General features: G+C 64.4%; 21 protein-coding genes. 12 read left to right on the top strand and 9 right to left on the bottom strand.

From position 1 onward, the window contains the following. The 3 genes from NR193_RS24010 (at position 1) to NR193_RS24000 (ending at position 3,552) form a co-directional block, all read left to right on the top strand. Positions 1-693: a response regulator transcription factor gene (locus NR193_RS24010; RefSeq protein WP_256753235.1), complete on the top strand. Its 693-nt coding sequence runs from the start codon at positions 1-3 to the stop codon at positions 691-693. Then, entirely contained in the window at positions 684-2,315 is a 1,632-nt protein-coding gene (locus NR193_RS24005) for an ATP-binding protein (RefSeq protein ID WP_256753234.1), read from the top strand. Before NR193_RS24010 ends, NR193_RS24005 begins: the two co-directional genes overlap by 10 nt. Before the next feature lie 70 nt (positions 2,316-2,385). After that, positions 2,386-3,552, top strand: coding sequence for an FAD-binding oxidoreductase (locus NR193_RS24000; RefSeq protein WP_256753233.1), 1,167 nt, complete (start codon positions 2,386-2,388; stop codon positions 3,550-3,552). A gap of 268 nt (positions 3,553-3,820) precedes the next feature. Here the strand turns inward: NR193_RS24000 and NR193_RS23995 are convergent, their stop codons facing one another. The 6 genes from NR193_RS23995 to NR193_RS23970 form a co-directional block, all read right to left on the bottom strand. Then, positions 3,821-4,552 carry a DUF72 domain-containing protein gene (locus NR193_RS23995; RefSeq protein ID WP_256753232.1) on the bottom strand — a complete coding sequence of 244 codons (732 nt, stop codon included), beginning with the start codon at positions 4,550-4,552 and terminating at the stop codon, positions 3,821-3,823. A gap of 78 nt (positions 4,553-4,630) precedes the next feature. Next, entirely contained in the window at positions 4,631-5,065 is a 435-nt protein-coding gene (locus NR193_RS23990) for an SRPBCC domain-containing protein (protein WP_256753231.1), read from the bottom strand. Positions 5,066-5,104: 39 nt separating this feature from the next. After that, positions 5,105-5,596 (bottom strand): SRPBCC domain-containing protein, encoded by a 492-nt coding sequence (locus NR193_RS23985; protein ID WP_256753230.1) that lies wholly within the window; start codon positions 5,594-5,596, stop codon positions 5,105-5,107. 44 nt (positions 5,597-5,640) lie between these two features. Further along, positions 5,641-6,087 carry an SRPBCC family protein gene (locus NR193_RS23980; RefSeq protein WP_256753229.1) on the bottom strand — a complete coding sequence of 149 codons (447 nt, stop codon included), beginning with the start codon at positions 6,085-6,087 and terminating at the stop codon, positions 5,641-5,643. Beyond that, complete coding sequence (locus tag NR193_RS23975) at positions 6,087-6,398, bottom strand: helix-turn-helix transcriptional regulator (RefSeq protein ID WP_208604591.1); 312 nt, start codon at positions 6,396-6,398, stop codon at positions 6,087-6,089. Before NR193_RS23975 ends, NR193_RS23980 begins: the two co-directional genes overlap by 1 nt. 103 nt (positions 6,399-6,501) lie before the next feature. After that, entirely contained in the window at positions 6,502-6,927 is a 426-nt protein-coding gene (locus tag NR193_RS23970; protein ID WP_256753228.1) for a GNAT family N-acetyltransferase, read from the bottom strand. A gap of 291 nt (positions 6,928-7,218) precedes the next feature. On the opposite strand from NR193_RS23970, the gene leuD reads away from it, so the two are divergent. The 6 genes from leuD (at position 7,219) to NR193_RS23940 (ending at position 11,831) form a co-directional block, all read left to right on the top strand. Beyond that, entirely contained in the window at positions 7,219-7,824 is a 606-nt protein-coding gene (gene leuD, locus NR193_RS23965; protein ID WP_256753227.1) for a 3-isopropylmalate dehydratase small subunit, read from the top strand. A gap of 402 nt (positions 7,825-8,226) precedes the next feature. Then, positions 8,227-9,153 (top strand): hypothetical protein, encoded by a 927-nt coding sequence (locus NR193_RS23960; protein WP_256753226.1) that lies wholly within the window; start codon positions 8,227-8,229, stop codon positions 9,151-9,153. A gap of 248 nt (positions 9,154-9,401) precedes the next feature. Beyond that, a complete protein-coding gene (locus NR193_RS23955) occupies positions 9,402-9,785 on the top strand; it encodes a RidA family protein (RefSeq protein WP_256753225.1) in 384 nt (127 codons plus the stop codon). A 4-nt stretch (positions 9,786-9,789) separates the two neighbouring features. Then, positions 9,790-10,140 carry a VOC family protein gene (locus tag NR193_RS23950; RefSeq protein WP_256753224.1) on the top strand — a complete coding sequence of 117 codons (351 nt, stop codon included), beginning with the start codon at positions 9,790-9,792 and terminating at the stop codon, positions 10,138-10,140. 97 nt (positions 10,141-10,237) lie between these two features. Then, positions 10,238-11,341 carry a 3-isopropylmalate dehydrogenase gene (gene leuB / locus NR193_RS23945; RefSeq protein WP_256753223.1) on the top strand — a complete coding sequence of 368 codons (1,104 nt, stop codon included), beginning with the start codon at positions 10,238-10,240 and terminating at the stop codon, positions 11,339-11,341. Between the two features lie 4 nt (positions 11,342-11,345). Further along, positions 11,346-11,831, top strand: coding sequence for a GNAT family N-acetyltransferase (locus tag NR193_RS23940; RefSeq protein ID WP_256753222.1), 486 nt, complete (start codon positions 11,346-11,348; stop codon positions 11,829-11,831). On the opposite strand, the gene NR193_RS23935 is transcribed toward NR193_RS23940, so the two are convergent. Beyond that, positions 11,821-12,192 carry a DUF805 domain-containing protein gene (locus tag NR193_RS23935; RefSeq protein ID WP_256753221.1) on the bottom strand — a complete coding sequence of 124 codons (372 nt, stop codon included), beginning with the start codon at positions 12,190-12,192 and terminating at the stop codon, positions 11,821-11,823. The two genes, NR193_RS23940 and NR193_RS23935, sit on opposite strands and share 11 nt — an antisense overlap. A gap of 353 nt (positions 12,193-12,545) precedes the next feature. Beyond that, a complete protein-coding gene (locus tag NR193_RS23930; RefSeq protein ID WP_256753220.1) occupies positions 12,546-13,256 on the bottom strand; it encodes a DUF805 domain-containing protein in 711 nt (236 codons plus the stop codon). Between the two features lie 141 nt (positions 13,257-13,397). Here NR193_RS23930 and NR193_RS23925 point away from each other — a divergent pair, with 141 nt between their 5' ends. Beyond that, positions 13,398-14,846 (top strand): glycosyltransferase, encoded by a 1,449-nt coding sequence (locus tag NR193_RS23925; RefSeq protein ID WP_256753219.1) that lies wholly within the window; start codon positions 13,398-13,400, stop codon positions 14,844-14,846. 91 nt (positions 14,847-14,937) lie between these two features. Here the strand turns inward: NR193_RS23925 and NR193_RS23920 are convergent, their stop codons facing one another. Further along, entirely contained in the window at positions 14,938-16,803 is a 1,866-nt protein-coding gene (locus NR193_RS23920) for a DEAD/DEAH box helicase (RefSeq protein WP_256753218.1), read from the bottom strand. 296 nt (positions 16,804-17,099) lie between these two features. Here NR193_RS23920 and NR193_RS23915 point away from each other — a divergent pair, with 296 nt between their 5' ends. Beyond that, positions 17,100-17,288 carry a hypothetical protein gene (locus NR193_RS23915; protein ID WP_256753217.1) on the top strand — a complete coding sequence of 63 codons (189 nt, stop codon included), beginning with the start codon at positions 17,100-17,102 and terminating at the stop codon, positions 17,286-17,288. Positions 17,289-17,394: 106 nt separating this feature from the next. After that, positions 17,395-18,429 (top strand): aspartate-semialdehyde dehydrogenase, encoded by a 1,035-nt coding sequence (locus tag NR193_RS23910; protein ID WP_256753216.1) that lies wholly within the window; start codon positions 17,395-17,397, stop codon positions 18,427-18,429. The last annotated feature ends 166 nt before the right edge of the window (positions 18,430-18,595 follow it).

The following is an 18,595-nucleotide window of genomic DNA, read 5'->3' as shown; positions in this document are numbered from 1 at the left end:
ATGCCGCATCATATCCTCGTCGCCGACGATGACCCGCATATCCGCGAGGTAATCTGTTTCGCGCTGGAAAAGGCCGGTATGAAAACGGCTGCCGTTTCCGATGGCGCTGCCGCTCTGCGGGCGATCGAACGGCACACACCTGACCTGGTCGTGCTCGACATCGGCATGCCGGAGATGGATGGGCTGGAGGTCTGCCGGCGGCTGCGGCAGACATCCAATGTGCCGGTGCTGTTCCTGTCGGCGCGCGACGAGGAGATCGACCGCATCCTCGGGCTCGAAATGGGTGGCGACGACTATGTGACGAAACCGTTCAGCCCGCGAGAGCTGGTCGCCCGCGTCAACGTCATCCTGCGGCGCGCCCGCCCGGCGCCGGCCGAACCGGCCGACGACAGGCAGTTCGCGCACGGCAAGCTAGCCCTGGCGCCGGTCAGCCACGCCGCCAGCTTCGATGGCAAGCCGCTTGCCCTGACGGGGATCGAGTTCTCGATCCTGAAGGGTTTTCTGGCGCGGCCCACGCATGTGCTCGACCGCGACGCGGTGATGGCCAGTGCCTATGCCGGCAAGGTCCATGTCGCCGACCGCACCGTCGACAGCCATATCCGCAACATCCGCGCAAAGCTGGCGGCGTTGGGTTGCCCGGATGTCATCGAGACCGTGCATGGCGTCGGCTTCCGGCTCGGCCGATGCGGCTGACGACCTCGCGCAAATGGATTGGCCGCAAGTGGCGGCCACGTCTCGCCACGGTCGTCGTCGCCATCCTGATCATGGTGATGGCCTTGCCGCTGGTCGGCCTGTTCTTCTTCCGGCTCTACGAGAACCAGCTGATCCGCCAGACCGAAGCGGAGCTGATCGCGCAAGGTGCCGCCATCGCCGCCATCTATGCGCAGGACGTGCGTGACGCCGGCATCCCCCAGGAAAAACTCGGTGCGGCGATGCCGCAGGCAAACGCAAGCGCGAGCCGGAGCGTCGATCCGGGCCGAAGTGTCGACCCGGGCCGAAGTATCGACCCGGGCTATCGGCCGATCGAGCCGCGCCTCGATCTCGCCTCCGATTATGTGCTTCCGACACGGCCGGCGGCGGTCGCCGCGACTGCCGATCCTGTCTTCGCCGCGATCGGCGCGCGCTTGTCCGGCATTCTCGACGCTACGCAGAAAACCACGCTGGCCGGCTTCCGGCTGCTTGATCCAAGGGGCGTCGTCATTGCCGGCCGCAACGAGGTCGGCCTGTCACTCGCCGACGTCGAGGAGGTGCGCGAGGCCCTCACCGGGCGCCATGCCAGCGCACTCAGGCTGCGTATCCCCGACCAACCCACGCCGCCGCTCTATTCGGTCAGCCGTGGCACCAAGGTGCGTGTCTTCGTCGCCCTGCCGGTGGCCGTCGATGGCCGGGTCGCCGGCGTGGTCTATGTCTCGCGGACACCCAACAACATCGTCAAGCATCTCTATGGCGAGCGCGGCAAGGTGACGTTGGCGGCGATCGCCATCCTCGGCGGCACGCTGCTCATCGGCCTGGTTTTTCTCCGCACCGTCAGCCGGCCAATCTATGCGCTGATCGACCGCACCCAGCGTATCGCCGCAGGCGATCGCGACGCCATCCGGCCGCTCGACCATCACGGCACCTACGAGATGGCGGAGCTGTCTGCCGCCTTCCTCGACATGGCGGAAAAGCTGCAAGCACGATCGGACAGCATCCAGACCTTTGCCACCCATGTCTCGCACGAGCTCAAATCCCCGCTGACGGCGATCCAGGGCGCGGCCGAGCTGCTGCGCGATTCCGGTTCGGCGATGGACGATGCCGAGCGGCGGCGATTCTCCAACAATATCGTCACCGATGCGGGGCGGCTCAATCTGCTGGTGCGGCGCCTGCTCGAGCTGGCGCGCGCCGAAAATCGTGCGCCGAGCGGCGAAACCACCTCGATTGGTGCAGTGCTGGCGCTGCTCCCGATCGACAACAGGCTGGCGGTCCGCGTCGAGGCCGGCGGCGATCTGACCTTGCGCATATCGGCCGAGAACGGAGCCATCGTGCTTGCCAATCTCATCGACAATTCGGCCAGGCATGGCGCGACGCAGGTTTCGGTCACGGCGGCGAACGCCGAGGGCAGAGCGACCATCCTGGTCGATGACGACGGCGCCGGCATTTCGCCGAGCAACCGGACCCGTATCTTCGAGCCGTTCTTCACCACGCGGCGCGATTCGGGCGGCACCGGCATGGGCCTTGGCATCGTGCTGGCCCTCCTGAAAGCGCATGATGGTACGATCAGGCTGGTTGACTCCGAACGCGGCACGCGCTTCGAGATCAATCTGCCGGTTGTATGAAATGGGAGCCTGATTCCGAAACCGGTACGCTCTTTTCGGGATCATGCTCCAGGCTTGGAGAGGCAAAAGCGTGCGCTACGACATCGTCATCATCGGCGGGGCCATCGTCGGGTCCTCGATCGCCTATTATCTGCGCGAGGAAGGGTTTTCCGGCTCGATCGCGCTGATCGAGCGCGATCCGCAATTCGCCCACGCGGCAACCACGCTGTCCATGGCCTCGATCCGTCAGCAATTCTCCATTCCGGAAAACATCCGGCTGTCGCAATTCACGCTGAAACTGTTCCGGCGGCTCAAGGAAGAGTTCGGTGCCGACGCCGATATCGGTTTCCGCGAGGGCGGCTATCTCATTCTCGCCGGGGAAAATGGCTTGCCGATCCTCAAGGCCAACCACGAGGCGCAGATCGCCGAGGGCGCCGACATCGTGTTCGAGGACGCCGAGCAGCTGACGCGGCGCTTCGCGTGGCTGTCGACTGAGGGCATTTCCGCCGGCGCCTACGGCCGGACCGGCGAAGGCTGGTTCGACGCGCATGCGATGCTGATGCTGTTCCGCAAGGCGCTGCGCGACAAGAAGATCGATTTCATCACCGCTTCGGTCACGGCCATTGCGCGCGACGGTAACCGCGTCACCAGCGTCAGCCTCGACAATGGCCAGACGCTGGAGGCCGGCACCGTTGTCAACGCCGCCGGGCCGAATGCCGGCAAGGTCGCGGCCCTTGCCGGGCTGGCGCTGCCGGTCGAACCGCGCAAGCGCAATGTCTTCGTCTTCGAGGCGCGCGAGAAATACGCCGACATGCCGCTGCTGGTCGATCCCTCCGGAATTTATGTGCGCCCGGAAGGCTCGGTCTACCTCACCGGCGGCGCCGAGCCGGAAGAGGGCGACGGCCCTGCCGACCCCGCGGATTTCGACGTCGACTGGCCGCTGTTCGAAGAGGTGATCTGGCCGGTGCTGGCGACCCGCATTCCCGCCTTCGAGGCGATCAAGCCGACGCGCGCCTGGGCCGGCCATTACGACTACAACACGCTCGACCAGAACGCGGTGATCGGGCCGCATCCTGAGGTCGGCAATTTCCTGTTCGCCAACGGATTCTCGGGCCACGGCCTGCAGCAGGCGCCGGCGGTCGGCAAGGCGCTGGCCGAGCTGATCGTGCATGGCGGCTACCGCACGGTGGATTGCTCGGCGTTTGGTTACAGCCGGGTCGCGGAGGGGCGGGCGTTCCGGGAATTGAATGTGATTTGAAGGGCTCGAACGGCCTTCAGGATTTGCCGAGGCGCCCATTTTCTTCGTCATTCCAGGGCGGAGCAGGAGCGAAGCGACGTCGTGGAGACCCTGGAATCCATGCCGTTATTGCTGCCGTGGGCTCCAACGGCGCAGAATAAAATGCGCACCGATCGGCGTGCGTTGCCGTAGAAGTTCTGCACCGCCGTGACACTTCAACGTCGCGGCATGGATCCTAGGGTCTGCGCCGCGTCGCTTCGCTCCTTGCTCCGCCCTAGGATGACGAAGTCTAGGCAAGCATCGCGTCGGCAGCGAGGGCGTTGCCGAGCGCATGGCCGGCGGCCGTGTTGTCGAAGATGCCCCAGACCTCGGCGCCCGAAGCGGCCGCTGCCTTCACCTGCCGACCGATCCGGTCGAGACTCTCGGCATCGTAGTCGGAATAGTAGACGCGCGGTGCGCCGTGCCAGCGGAAATAGGCAAGGCCGGACCAGCCGCCCGGCACCGCCGCGGCGGGGACCGGGGCAGGATCGGCCGCAACACGCGTGACGTGGCAACCGGCCAGAAGCGCCTCGGCCTCCGCATCGAACCAACTCGGATGGCGCGGCTCGCATGCCAGCCTGGCCTGGGTTCGCTTTCCCAACATGTCGAAGAAACCGCGAGCCATGTCGGGCTCGAACGGCAAGCTCGGCGGCAGTTGCACCAAAAGCACGCTCAGCGTTTCGCCGAGACCCTCAACCTGCTGGAAGAAAACCTCGGCAAGCGCCTCGCAGCCGACGAGACGCTGCTCATGGGTCATGGTCCTGGGTATCTTGACGGCGAAGCGGAAACGGTCGGGCACCGATCGCGCCCAGCGCTCATAGGTCTCGCGGCGGTGCGGCTTGTAGAAGGACGTGTCGATCTCGACGATCGGAAAGTGCCGGGCGTAGCGTTCGAGATGCGAGCCGGGTTGCGGGAAGTCTTCCTTGTATCGGGTTGGAATTCCCCAACCGGCCGTGCCTATGAAACATCCCCGCTTTTCCATGCATGGGATGTGGACCAGATGAGGTGCGGGTCAAGGCGGAGGTTTAGCCAAATGCACCGGGCCAGATTCCGGATCGACTTACTGGTGAATCCAACGGTTCGGGAACGGGAATCCCTCGCCGTCCTCGACAAGCTGCTTGAGGCTCAGCAGGAAGACCGCCCAGCTCATCGAGTAATAGGGATAGCGATCGGCATTGCCGCGAAATCCCGAATGCCGGAACTGAACAGTGGATTGACCGTCGACGGGAAGAACGGTGAACTGGATCTGCGTTCCGGCCCAGTCCGAATCGTCCTCTTTCGTCGGCTGCCAACACACCAGCCTGTCCGGTTCGAGAGCGGATACCCGCATGAGCTGACAGCCGTCTCCAAAGCGAAACTCCAGTATGTTGCCGGGTCTGGACTCGCCCCGCGTGTCGGGGATCCACCATTGCGCAAGCTTGTCCGCCTGCGTCAACGCCTGGTAGATGGTGCCGGGCGCGCTCTTGATGCTGATCTCGTGCCAGATTTCCTTCATGGCCTCCTCCTTCTTACGGTTAGACAACAAGAAGCTTCGTCAGGCTGCAGCCCGGTAGCCCGAAGTCGCATAAGCCTGCAGCCAGGCCAGCACCCGGCCCCAGCCTTCGGCATGTTCGGCCGCCGCTTCGCTCAGCCCGGCAAAGCCGCCATGGCAGATGGTGACGCGGGTGCCGGTGGCGATCGGCTGCAGCAGCCAGGCGACCGTCGTTGGCCGCCGGCCAAGCGTGGGATGATCCCACTCATAGGCACGCGTCTGCACGATCCGGCGCGGCGCCTCGATCTCGACGAATTGGCCGCTGGCCGGCAGGTCCCTGCCGTCAGCCCAGCGCACAGTGACGTTCCAATGGCCACCGATACGCAGGTCGGCCGACCAATCCGTCATTCGGTAGGTGTCGGCTGAACCCCACCATTGCTCGACTTCCGTGCTGACCAGCGCCCTGAAGATGCGTTCCGGAGGCGCGCCGATGTCGGCCGATGCCATGATCGTCTCGCCATTGGTCATGCTCCGCACGCTGGGAATGTGCATCATGGATGTCTCCACATCGATTTTGTTTCGGTATCGAAACGAGGCCCTCACTCTTTTGATGGCGGACGCTCGAAACCCTTGCCGGTCTCGAGCAGGCTCTTCAGGCTGGCCAGCACCAGCGGCCAGCCCTTGGCGACATTGCCGATCAGGCTGTGCGGCCCGTCCGCCTCATGGGTGACGGCAAGCTTCATCAACTCGCCGTCCTGCTCGATGGTGAAGGTGCAGCGCGTGTAGCCGTCGGCCTTCACCTCCGGCATCCATTCATTGCGCCATTTGATAACCAGGCGTCGCGGCGGGTCGATCTCGAGGATTTCGCCGCTGTCGGCAAGGCGCCCGTCGGGGAACATCAGCTTCCAGCTGGAGCCCACCTTCCAATCGCTCTCCTGATAGGAGCAGAGGAAGAACTGCCGGTTGAACTCCGGGTCGGTCAGCGCCTCCCACAGCTTTTCGGGCGTGGTGCGGATGTAGGTCACGTAAACGAAGCTGTTGCTCATCAGTCTTCCCTTTCGAGGCGTTTCTTCAAGTCGCTGAGGGCGGTCAGCCGTCCCCGTTCGAACTTGCCGATCCAGCGGTCGGCGATCTCGTTGATGGGAACGGGGTTGAGGTAGTGCTCCTTCTCTCGCCCCTTGCGGATGGTGGTGACGAGGTTCGCCTCCTCCAGGATCGCCAGGTGCTTGGTCACCGCCTGGCGCGTCATGTCCATCTCCGCGCACAGCGCGTTCAGCGTCTGCCCGTTCCTGGCATGGAGGCTGTCCAGCAATTGCCGGCGTGTCGGGTCGGCCAGTGCGCGAAAGACTGCATCCATGCTCATGACTCTAATATGCAACCATTTGGTTGCATGTCAAGGCGGCTTGCGGATCACGAAAAGTTGCCTGTACGCCAGGCAAGGCGATCATGGGTGGAAAGCGTCAGCGCTTGCGGGAGAACCAGAACGCGTCGGTCATGCGCTTCATGCCGATGCGCTCGTAGAAGCCGACGGCGTCGGGCATGGAGATCAGGCTGATGGCAACCGACGGCCCAAGCTGCCGCTGCGCCTCGTCCATCAGGCCCTTGCCGATGCCAAGCCCTTGCGCCGATTGGGAAACGGCGAGTTCGGAGATGTAGCAGACCCAGGAAAAGTCGGTGACCGCCCTGATGACGCCGATCAGCGGCTTGCCCTCCACATCGAGACGCGCGGTCAGCACCAGATTGGCGCCCGACAGCATCGCTTGCAGTCGCGCTTCGTCATCGACGGGGCGCGTTTCGCCGAGGCCGGATTCCACCAGCACGCGGCGGAATTCGGCGACGTCGAGCGCGGGTTCGCATGCGTAGAGGATTTGGGAGTTTTCCACCATGACTGCCAGACTGCATCAGCTGGCCAGGATTTCGAAGCCATTTTTGAGGTGGTTCAGTTTCAGCGTGCGGCATGATACAGCCATTACGGCGGCCCGTAGCTCAGGGGAAGAGCGCCAGCTACATGCTGGAGGCCCCCGGTCGAGACGGGGCGGGTCGTCGCCAGATTTCAAACTTGCCTTGCGCTGCCATAGGCGATGCGTCGCGCACAAACAGTTGGCTTTTATTTGCCCGCGGCTTTGTGTAAACCGGGCCTCAGCAAACTCCCCCGCAACGAAAACACGGGCAAAGCCATGGAAAAATTCACCAAGCTCACCGGCGTCGCCGCTCCGATGCCGATCGTCAATGTCGACACCGACATGATCATCCCGAAGGATTATCTGAAGACGATCAAGCGGACCGGACTTGGCACCGGGCTGTTCGCCGAAATGCGCTACAATGACGACGGTTCGGAAAATCCGGATTTCGTGCTCAACAAGCCGGCCTACCGCAAGGCGCAGATCCTGGTGGCCGGCGACAATTTCGGCTGCGGCTCGAGCCGCGAGCACGCGCCATGGGCGCTGCTCGATTTCGGCATACGCTGCGTCATCTCGACCTCGTTCGCCGACATCTTCTACAACAACTGCTTCAAGAACGGCGTGCTGCCGATCACCGTCAGCCCCGAGGACCTCGAGAAGCTGATGGACGATGCTTCGCGCGGCTCCAACGCCACTCTGTCGATCGACCTCGAAGCCAAGGAAATCCGCGGGCCGGATGGTGGTGTGGTCAAGTTCGACCTCGACGATTTCAAGCGGCACTGCATGCTCAACGGGCTCGACGACATCGGCCTGACCATGGAAAAGGCCGGCGCCATTGCCTCGTTCGAAAAGCGCAACGCCGAGCTGCGCCCCTGGGCCTGAAAGCCTGAACGGCACGCCGCGCCGGCGGGTCTTCGCTTCGGTAGAACGAGGAGGGCGACGCTGAACGAGGCGCTGGGGTCTGCAGGCTAAGTCCTCCTTGCATCCACGCTTTCGTCATCCTCGGGCTTGACCCGAGGATCCATGCCGCTACTGCCGGCCAAGCATGCGGCGGAACAGAATTCAGCACCGCAACAGCGCTCGTATGTCACGGCATGGATCCCAGGGTCTGCGCCGCGTCGCTTCGCTCCTTGCTCCGCCCTGGGATGACGAAGCTGCAAGGCTTCATCCAATCTCCCAATGTGAGTCATTCTTGCTATTGCCGCCGACGATTCGAGCGCGGTCCAAGACTGGTGTTCCGTTTCCGTAATGACCGGCTATGATCTGGCGAAACGGAGGACCACCATGACACGTTCGCTTCTTGCCGGGGCTTGGGGGCTGGCCCTTGCCCTGCTGCCAGTGCTGGGCCAGGCTCAAACACAGACGCCCGCCGCGCAGCAGACACCAGCGGCTGAAAAGCCGGCCACCGATCAGGGAACGGGCGCCGCCGACGCTTCCGATGACGACAAGCAGGCACCCGTGCCTTTCGAAGGCGGCCATCTGACCATCACCCAGCCGGAGCAGGACGGCGAGAAGGTGCTTGCCTATGACGGCCAGCAGCTGGCGAGCAACTATGACGTCTTCTTCGACAGGATCGTCGAGGTCGGCGGCGTCAAGGTGGCGCTGTTCGATGTCGGCGATGGCGGCAATCAATGCGGTCCGGCAACGGTGATCGTCTGGAAGCCGGAAGGCGGCACTATCCAGAGCACCACGGTCGAACAGGACGACTGCGGCGCACCGCCATCGGCGGTGTCCGACAACGCCATCTATTTCGTGCCCTATCTGCTGCCGGGTGATGCAAAGCCGGCTTTGCAATGGTCGCCCACCGGCGGGCTGACCACTTCGGGCAATCTGACCTACATGCCGGAGCCCGGCACCGACTGGAAGGACGTCGATCCGTCGAAATACGACAACATTATCGACGCCTTCCACAACGAGGCCGTCTACAAGGAAGCGGAAAAGCTGCTCGGCAAGGACATGCCAGACATGGCGACCAGCCTGCTGGTCGGAGGCGGCACGGAAAAGACCGCGTCGGGCGCCTTCTATGCCAGCGGCTGCGTGCCGCATGATTGCGGCGGCAATGATGGCTTCATGGCGGTCGACCCGGCCCAGCACAAGCTCTACTTCGCCCGCCGCGGCGACAATGGCGAGCCGAACGCCTGGCCGGCGGCGACGACATGGCCGGCCGATGTGAAGGAGGCGCTGGACAAGGCGCTGGGCTCGGCGAACTAGGGGGTATGCCGATATTCAGGTGATGCCGGCCTGCAAACGGCGGCTTCCTGCGCTTCCGGTGCTCACGTACTTTAAGTACGCTCCGCTCCGGGTCTCGGAATTCGCCGTTTTCGACTCGGCCTGACCTGAATCTCAACATACCTCGACCCCCATCCCTCCATCGTCGGGACAACAGCCAGTCCCGTCTGGCCTATGGTGCGACGGTGCCCTTCCTTTCAAAACGTCCTGAACAATTCTGCGAGGACCCCATGCGAAAACTGATCTCCACTGGCTCGCCATTCGAAAAGACCGCCGGCTATTCGCGTGCCGTGGTGCAGGGCGACTGGTGCTTCGTGTCCGGGACGACCGGCTACGATTATGCGACGATGACGATGCCGGAGACGGTCGAGGCGCAGACACGCAATTGCCTGGCGACGATCGGCAAGGCGCTCAGGGATGGCGGCTTCGCGATGGCCGATGTGGTGCGCGCGCATTACTACATCACCGACCAGGCCTTCGTGGATATCGTCTTCCCGATCCTGGGCGAGACGTTCGGCGACATCAGGCCGGCGGCGACGATGATCGTCTGCCAGCTCAACAAGCCGGAAATGAAGATCGAGATCGAAGTCACGGCGCTGCGGCGGACAGCTTGATCGGATGAAGGTCAAGCGCATCATTGCCAACATCGCCACGCAGGACATCGCGGCGGCAAAGCGTTTCTACCACGACGTGCTCGGCCTCGACCTGCTCATGGATCATGGCTGGATCGCCACCTACGGCTCGGCCGAGACCATGGATATCCAGGTCAGCTTCGCCGAACAGGGCGGCTCGGGCACGCCGGTGCCGGATCTGTCGATCGAGGTCGATGACGTCGATGAAGCGGTTGAAGCCATGAAGACGGCCGGCTTTGCCATCGAATACGGGCCGGCCGACGAGCCCTGGGGCGTGCGGCGCTTCTATGTGCGCGATCCCTATGGCAGGCTGGTCAACATTCTCTCGCATCGGTGACGACATCGTGCTCCGGCCGTTGACCTGCAGGCTTGCGCCGCAAGCGCTTGGCGTTTAGCAAGGCCGCGGTTCAAAATCTTTTCTGGGACGGTTCTCCATGGCAACGAAGCATCTTTTCCTGCTCCCCGGCGACGGCATCGGCCCGGAGGCCATGGCCGAGGTCAAGAAACTGATATCAGCCATGAATGACAAGCTCGGCAGCGGCTTCGTCACCGAGGACGGTCTGGTCGGCGGCTGCGCCTACGACGCGCATGGCGCGGCGATTTCCGATGCCGACATGGCAAAGGCGATGGCGGCCGACGCGGTGCTGTTCGGCGCCGTCGGCGGGCCGAAATGGGATGCGGTGCCTTACGAGGTGCGCCCCGAAGCCGGCCTGCTGCGCTTGCGCAAGGACATGGAGCTGTTCGCCAATCTGCGCCCCGCCATCTGCTATCCGGCGCTGGCGGCGTCCTCCTCGCTCAAGCAGGAAGTGGTCGAAGGCCTCGATATCCTCATCGTGCGTGAGCTGACCGGCGGCGTCTATTTCGGCGAGCCCAAGCAGATCATCGATCTCGGCAACGGCCAGAAGCGCGGCATCGACACCCAGGTCTACGACACGTTCGAGATCGAGCGCATTTCGGGCGTCGCCTTCGAACTGGCGCGGACCCGCAAGAACCACGTCACCTCGATGGAAAAGCGCAATGTGATGAAGTCGGGCGTGCTGTGGAACGAGGTCGTCACCCAGACGCACAAGGCCAGATATTCAGACGTCAAGCTCGACCACATGCTGGCCGATGCCGGCGGCATGCAGCTGGTGCGCTGGCCCAAGCAGTTCGACGTCATCGTCACCGACAATCTGTTCGGCGACATGCTGTCCGACATCGCCGCCATGCTGACCGGCTCGATCGGCATGCTGCCGTCGGCCTCGCTCGGCGCCCCGGATGCCAAGACCAAGAAGCGCAAGGCGCTTTACGAGCCGGTGCACGGCTCGGCGCCGGACATTGCCGGCAAGGGCATTGCCAACCCGATCGCCATGATCGCCTCCTTCGCCATGTGCCTGCGCTATTCCTTCGGCATGGTGGCGGAAGCGGACCGTCTCGAGGGCGCCATCGCCGCGGTGCTCGACGATGGCCTGCGCACCAAGGACATCATGTCCGAAGGCATGACCGAGGTCGGCACGGTTGAGATGGGCGACGCGATCATCGCCAAATTCCTGGGCTGACCCGATGGCGGTCGACGTCCGCTGGGCGACGACCGAGGATGCGGCCGCACTCGCGGCCATGCTATGCGAGATGGCGGTGCATTACCGGCAACCGCCTCTTGCCGCCGACCGGGCCCTTGCCGCGGCGCGGAAATGGCTGGCCGAGGAAAGTCCGGCCTATCCGCATTTCGCGCTCGCCTTCGTCGAGGGAGAGGTCAGCGGCCTGGCATCGGTGGCGATCGCGCATCCCGGCATCGATCTCGAGCGGCTCTTGTTCCTCAAGGACCTGTTCGTGCGCGGCAAAGCTCGCAACGCCGGCACCGGCCGCGCGCTGATCGGCTTTCTCGCCGACCATTGCCGGCGCCACGGCATCGGCCGCATCGACCTGACCACCGAGGACTGGAACGAGGGCGCGCTGCGTTTCTACGCGCGGCTCGGCGCCGAACGCCATGGCCAGAAGATTGTCCTCAGACTGTCGGGCGAGTCACTGGCGGACGCAGCTAAACCCTGACGCCAGCCGGCATTGGCCCCCAGGGGTTTTCGCCCACCTGAGACGGCGCAAGTCCCAAGACCAGCAAGGCCACCTCGCCGATAGCCGGGATGAAGCAGAGCAAGACAAGCCAGCCGCTCAGGCCGACATCGTGTAGACGCCGCACGACCAGCGCGATCCACGACAGGCCGAATGCCAATGTGAAGATAGCGGCGGGCAGGAGCCCAATCGAGCTCCTGCCCGCATTGATGCCGAAGCCGTTGATGGCCAGATTGACAAGTATCCCGAAGCCAATAAGTGCCAACTGCACAAGGATAAAGCACAGCCAAAAGGCCCAGAATTCCTTGCGGCGGGCGCGTCCGTTGAAATTGAAATAATTCACGCTCACCGTTCGCCGGAAGTAGGCCCACAGTCCCATAGAACCGGCAGGCGCGTTTTCAGCGGGACTGCCCGGCCGTGATGGCTGGCCGGTGCTTGGCGACGGTGTGGTTGGGACCACGGCCACTATATTGTGGGCCGAGCCGTCGTCCGGCTCGAAGCCGACGAGCGTCCCCCTGATGAGGGGGATCTCCCGGCTTATATCGTTACGCGAAAAGATATACCGTCGGTTCCATTGATGTAGCCGTAGTGTTGATCCTCGTCGAAATGAAGCACCGCGCCGCGCATACCTTCCCCCCCTACAATGCGGATGAGCAATACTACCCAAGGTTGTCGCTGATTGCAAGATGCACGCGACTAAACCCTGATCCCTGCCGGCACCGGTCCCCACTGGTTTTCCCTTGCCTGCGTCGGGATGAGGGCGAAGACCAGGATGATCAGGCCGCCGATGGTGGGGATGAGCATCACCAGGCAGAGCCAGCCCGGCAGGCCGATATCGTGCAGGCGGCGCACGATCATGCCGAGGCCGGGCAGAAACGTGGCCAGCAGGAAAACGCCGAGAAGCCCGACCGTCATCGCCGGCATCTCGGCGCTGTCGAGATTGCCCATCTCGACATCGGTGAAAATGCCGATGCCAACGATCGCCAGCAAAGCAATCGTCCAGAACAGGCAATAACCCCAATATTCCTTGCGGCGGGCGCGGCCGGCGAAATTGAAGTAATTGCCTGTCAGGCCGCGCCAGAAATAGCCCCACAGGTCGGTGGGCTCGGCGGGCTCGGAGGACCGGCCGAAATGCTGCGCCTGGGATGCGCGCGCGGCCGGCGCATTGCCAGCTTGAGCCGCTGCCGCGTCCGCACTGGCATTGTTGGCCGGGTCCGCGGCCTGGGCGGCGATCGAAAAAACGTCACGCGCCTGGCCGCCGCCCGGCTGGAATTCGACCCTCGTGCCTCGTGCCAAGGCGGTTTCGCGGCGCAAATCCTCGCGCCTGAACGTGTAACGGTTGCCATCCGCCCCGGTGATGAAGCCGAAGCCCTGGTCCTCGTCATAGTGAAGCACTTCGCCGCGCATTGCCCACCCCCGCTCGCCACACCCCGCCAAAGGTGTGGCACAGGGGCGAACCTGTCGGCAAGGCCGCGCGACACGGCTACCGTCCCCGCGGCAAATGAAGCATAAGACAGGAAGTGCAATCGCTTTCGCCAAAAGCAGACAATGACAGCCGAGCGTTCTGATGCCAGCGTCGTGACCGAGGATGGGGAGGTCACAGGACCCCCGACACTGGCCATCGACGCCACCGGGCTGATGTTGTGGCCGCCCGGCAAGGGTCTGGCGGGCATCCCGCGGGTGGAGAGCTTCCTGATCAACGCGGCGTTGGCGGATCCCGACCCTTGCGTGGACGTGGTGGCGTTCAGGCCCGGGGAAGGTCGGTTTCGACCGCTTGCTCCCTATGAACAGGAACATGTCGCGACGGGCGAGATCTCACCGCGCCGTGTCAAACGATGGCCGGGAAGACGCATGGCGTTGTCGCAGGCTTTCGCGGCGGTGAGGCAGGAGCCGGGGGACAAGCGTGAGGCGGACCGTCACCTGGCCAGGACGGTGACCAATGGCCGCAAGGGGATCGCCTACCAGGCGACGAGGCTGCTGATCCGCGCCTACCGCCTGTGTCGGCGGACGCGGATCCGTCTGGGCCCAAGCCAGGATGCTCCGCGCCGGACCGCCGATGCCGAACGCAGCCTCGTGCTGATCAGCCATCACATCCTGACCCAGGAAGACCGGTCCGCCGTCTCGGGCGCCGCCGGCAAGCTTGCCTTCCTCTGCCACGATATCATCCCGGCACTACGCCCCGATTTGCTTGGTTCGGGCACCGGCGAGCGTCGTTTCGGGTCTTATCTCGAGCAGCTCGTGCGCTCCGGCGCGCCAGCGTTCTGCGCTTCCGACGAGGTCGGCGCCACGCTCACCCGTCATATGCGCAAGGCCGGCATCGATCCGCCGGTGGTGTATCGGTTTCCGATGCCCTCGATCCTGCACGAGACCGCTTCCCGTATGGGCGCGACCTCTCGCATCGAGGCTGGCAAACCGTTCGTGATCTATTGCTCGACCATCGAAGTGCGCAAGAACCACATCCTGCTGGCCCGCATCTGGCAGCAGGCGCTCGAGGAAGGGGTCAAGCTGCCGAGGCTTGTCTGCGCCGGGCGCTGGGGCTGGATGATCGAGCCGCTGCGCGCCTATCTCGAGGCTCATCCCGGCCTGCTGCAGTCGGTCACCTTCACCGGGCTGGTCAGCGACGAGGAGCTGATCCGCTACTATCGCAGCGCGTCCTTCGGCGTCTTTCCCTCGCATATCGAGGGCTGGGGCTACGGCGCCTCGGAATGCCTCGACTTCGGCGTTCCGGTCATCGTCTCGACGACGCCGTCGCTGATCGAGGCGACCGGCGGTCTGATGCCGGTGATCGATTCCAACGATCAGGCCGGCTGGTACGCTGCCATCCGCAGGATGGCGGAGGACCCTGCCTGGCGTTCTTCGCTGGCGGAGCGCATCGCCCAACAGCATCGGCCGACGCCGTCATCGGCAAGCTGGGCCGCCATCAAGGCAGGACTGCAGGCAAGCGTGGCCGGCAGTGTCGGGGCCGCCGCGCCGTTGCAAACCACGCGGCTCCGTTAGAGCCTGTTCCATCCCGATGGAATCGGGATGGGACTCTATCTCTTTGTTTGAGCATTCCCGAAAACCGGATTCCACTTTTCGGGATCATGCTCTAGGCCGGCCGCTTCTTCGCTTTCTTGTGCTTCGGCGCGCCGGTGTTTTCGAATTTCGGCTTGCCGGGCTTTTTCGCCCAAGGCTTGGCGTCGAATGCAGCGGCGGGGCGCTGATCGGCCGATGCCGGGTGCTTGTCGAATTTGCGCTTCGGCGCGTTCGGGTCGAACGGCGCCTTGCCGCGATGCGGTTTCTTGTCCGGGCTTGGCGGCTGGTAGCCGGCCCGCGACAGATCGGGCGTGCCGTCCAGCCGCTTGACCGCGATGTTGCCCTGCAATTTGCGGTCGGGACCGATCGCAGCGAGGAAGCGGTCGGCCCAATCGGCCGATATCTGCACGTAGGTCTCTTCCGGCTGCATCTTGATGGCGCCGATCTCGCGCTTGGTGATGCTGCCGGTGCGGCACAGCATCGGGATCAGCCAGCGCGGCTCGGCATTCTGCCGGCGGCCGATCGACAGCGAGAACCAGACGCTGGCGCCGAAATCGTCGCGGCGGCTGGGCGCCTCGTCCCGGCGCGCGAAGTTTTCGCCCGCCGGTCTTTCACGCGACGGCGTGAACGGCGCGACGTCCATCAGGTCCTCCGGCGCCGAGCGGCTGGCGCGGCACTGGCGCACGAAAGCGGCCGCCACCTGTTCGGCGCCATGGCGGGCGAGAAGGGCGTCGATGAAACCGCGCTCGTCATCCTTCACCGGCTCTTCGAAAGCCGGGTCGGCAAGGATGCGCTCGTCGTCGCGCCGCATCACGTCGTCGGCCGAGGGCGGGCTTGCCCATGTCGCCTTGAGCCCGGCGTTCTGCAACAGGCGCTCGGTGCGCTTGCGGGCGCTGTTGGGCACGATCAGCGCGCTGACGCCCTTGCGCCCGGCGCGGCCGGTTCGCCCGCTGCGGTGCAGCAGCGTTTCAGGATTGGTCGGCAGGTCGGCGTGGATCACCAGCTCGAGATTGGGCAGGTCGATGCCGCGCGCCGCGACATCGGTGGCGATGCAGACCTTGGCGCGGCCATCGCGCATCGCCTGCAGCGCATGGCTGCGCTCGTTCTGGCTGAGCTCGCCAGACAGAGCGACGACGGAAAAGTTGCGGTTGTTGAAGCGGGCGGTCAGATGATTGACGGCGGCACGCGTGTTGCAGAACACCAGCGCGTTCTTGGCCTCGTAGTAGCGCAGCACGTTGATGATGGCGTTTTCGCGGTCGGCCTGGGCAACGCTCAGCGCCCGGTATTCGATGTCGAGATGCTGCTTCTCCTCGCCGGCGGCCGAGATGCGCACGGCGTTGCGCTGGTATCCTTGCGCCAGCGTGGCGATGGAGCGCGGCACGGTGGCCGAGAACATCAGCGTGCGGCGCTCGGCCGGTGCCGCGTCGAGGATGAATTCGAGATCCTCGCGAAAGCCGAGATCGAGCATCTCGTCGGCCTCGTCGAGCACCACGGCCTTGAGCGCCGACATGTCGAGCGAATGCCGGGTGATGTGGTCGCGCAGGCGGCCGGGCGTGCCGACAACGATATGGGCGCCGCGCTCCAGCACACGCCGCTCCGAGCGCATGTCCATGCCGCCGACGCAGGACGCCACCGTGGCGCCGGTCAGTTCGTAGAGCCACTCCAGTTCGCGCGTCACCTGCAACGCCAGCTCGCGCGTCGGCGCCACGGCCAAAGCCAGCGGTGCCGCGGCGTGGCCAAAGCGCTCCGCGTCGCCCAGAAGGGTCGGCGCCAAAGCAAGGCCGAAGGCGACGGTCTTGCCGGAGCCGGTCTGGGCCGAGACCAGTGCATCGGCCTCGCCGAGTTCCAGAACCGCCTTCTGCACCGGGGTCAGTTCGGAATAGCCGCGTTTTTCCAGCGCCTTTGCCAGCGCGGGAACAAGTGCTTCGAAGTTGGACATCTCGCTCTTTCGGAATTCAGGGTCTGCGCTCGTCATGGAGCGCGTGCCGGGGCCGGCGCCGCGCCAGCCAAACAATCTTGGCCGTTCGTACTTCCTGCGGCCCCGGTTGTACAGGGCAAGCGGCACTGCCTTCCCCTTCTCCCCCTGTGGGAGAAGGTGTCGCCGAAGGCGACGGATGAGGGGTGTTCCAGGGAACGCAAACGTCTCACTCCGCCGGAACACCCCTCATCCGCCTCGGCGCCGCGCGCCGATCCACCTTCTCCCACAGGGGGAGAAGGGGAAGCTGAGCATCGCAATTGACTCTTGACGCAAACCGCGTAAAAGCCCGCTTCGAACGGGATCGTTTTTCGATGCGCGGCCTTTTGATGGCTCTTCTTGCATTCGATGCCCCCAGCCTCAATGCGAACCATTGGGCCGGGCGCGTCGGCGCGTCCCCTCGTTCCAGCAAAACCACGGCCAAAAAAACCACCACCAAAACGGTGTGATTCCCTTGGCCTAACCACCCTCTCCCGGGTCCGGCCCGGGGGACGGAACCCGCATCGGCCGGCGGGTTTTCTCCAAAAACCGAGCGGAGAGGGACAGGAGATCTTTATGAGTTTCAAGGTTGCAGTCGTCGGCGCCACGGGCAATGTGGGCCGGGAAATGCTCAACATACTGGAAGAGCGCGGCTTTCCGGTAAGCGAAGTCGTGGCGCTCGCCTCGCGGCGCAGCCAGGGCACGGAAGTGTCGTTCGGCGACCGCACGCTGAAGGTCAAGGCACTGGACACTTACGACTTTTCCGACACCGACATCTGCATCATGTCGGCTGGCGGCAACGTCTCCAAGGAATGGTCGCCGAAGATCGGCAAGCAGGGCTGCGTCGTCATCGATAATTCGTCGGCCTTCCGCTACGACCAGGACGTGCCGCTGATCGTGCCGGAAGTGAACCCGGACGCGATCTCGCTGTTCACACGCAAGAACATCATCGCCAATCCGAACTGCTCGACGGCGCAGCTCGTCGTGGCGCTGAAGCCGCTGCATGACTTCGCCACCATCAAGCGCGTCGTCGTCGCCACCTACCAGTCGGTATCGGGCGCCGGCAAGGAAGGCATGGACGAGCTGTTCACGCAGACGCGCGCGGTCTTCGTCGCCGACGGCGTCGAGGTCAAGAAGTTCACCAAGCGCATCGCCTTCAACGTGATCCCGCATATCGACGTCTTCCTCGACGACGGCTCCACCAAGGAAGAGTGGAAGATGGTGGCCGAGACCAAGAAGATGCTCGACCCCAAGATCAAGCTGACGGCGACCTGCGTGCGCGTGCCGGTGTTCATCGGCCATTCGGAAGCGGTCAACATCGAGTTCGAAAAGCCGATCACCGCCGACCAGGCGCGCGATATCCTGCGCGAGGCGCCAGGCTGCCAGGTCTTGGACAAGCGCGAGGACGGCGGCTACATCACGCCGCTGGAATCGGCCGGCGAGGACGCCACCTTCATCTCGCGCATCCGCGAGGATTCGACCATCGACAACGGCCTTTCTATGTGGATCGTCTCCGACAATCTGCGCAAGGGCGCGGCCCTCAACGCGGTGCAGATCGCCGAACTTCTGGTCGAGCGCGGCCTGATCCAGCCGAAGAAGAAGGCGGCCTGACGGCGTTTTGTTTTCGCTCACGGGCCGCACCGCCGCTTACGCGGCTGGCCCTCCGCGGGGGCGCCGGACTACCGGCGGCCCGCGGTCGCGGGCTCGGCCTTCGGCCGTTAGCTCCCTTCTCCCCGTCACTATACGGGGAGAAGGTGCCGGCAGGCGGATGAGGGGC

It is taken from the genome of Mesorhizobium sp. Mes31 (assembly GCF_024519675.1).
Classification (GTDB): Bacteria; Pseudomonadota; Alphaproteobacteria; order Rhizobiales; family Rhizobiaceae; genus Mesorhizobium.
This window is presented reverse-complemented; position numbering and strand designations above follow the sequence as displayed.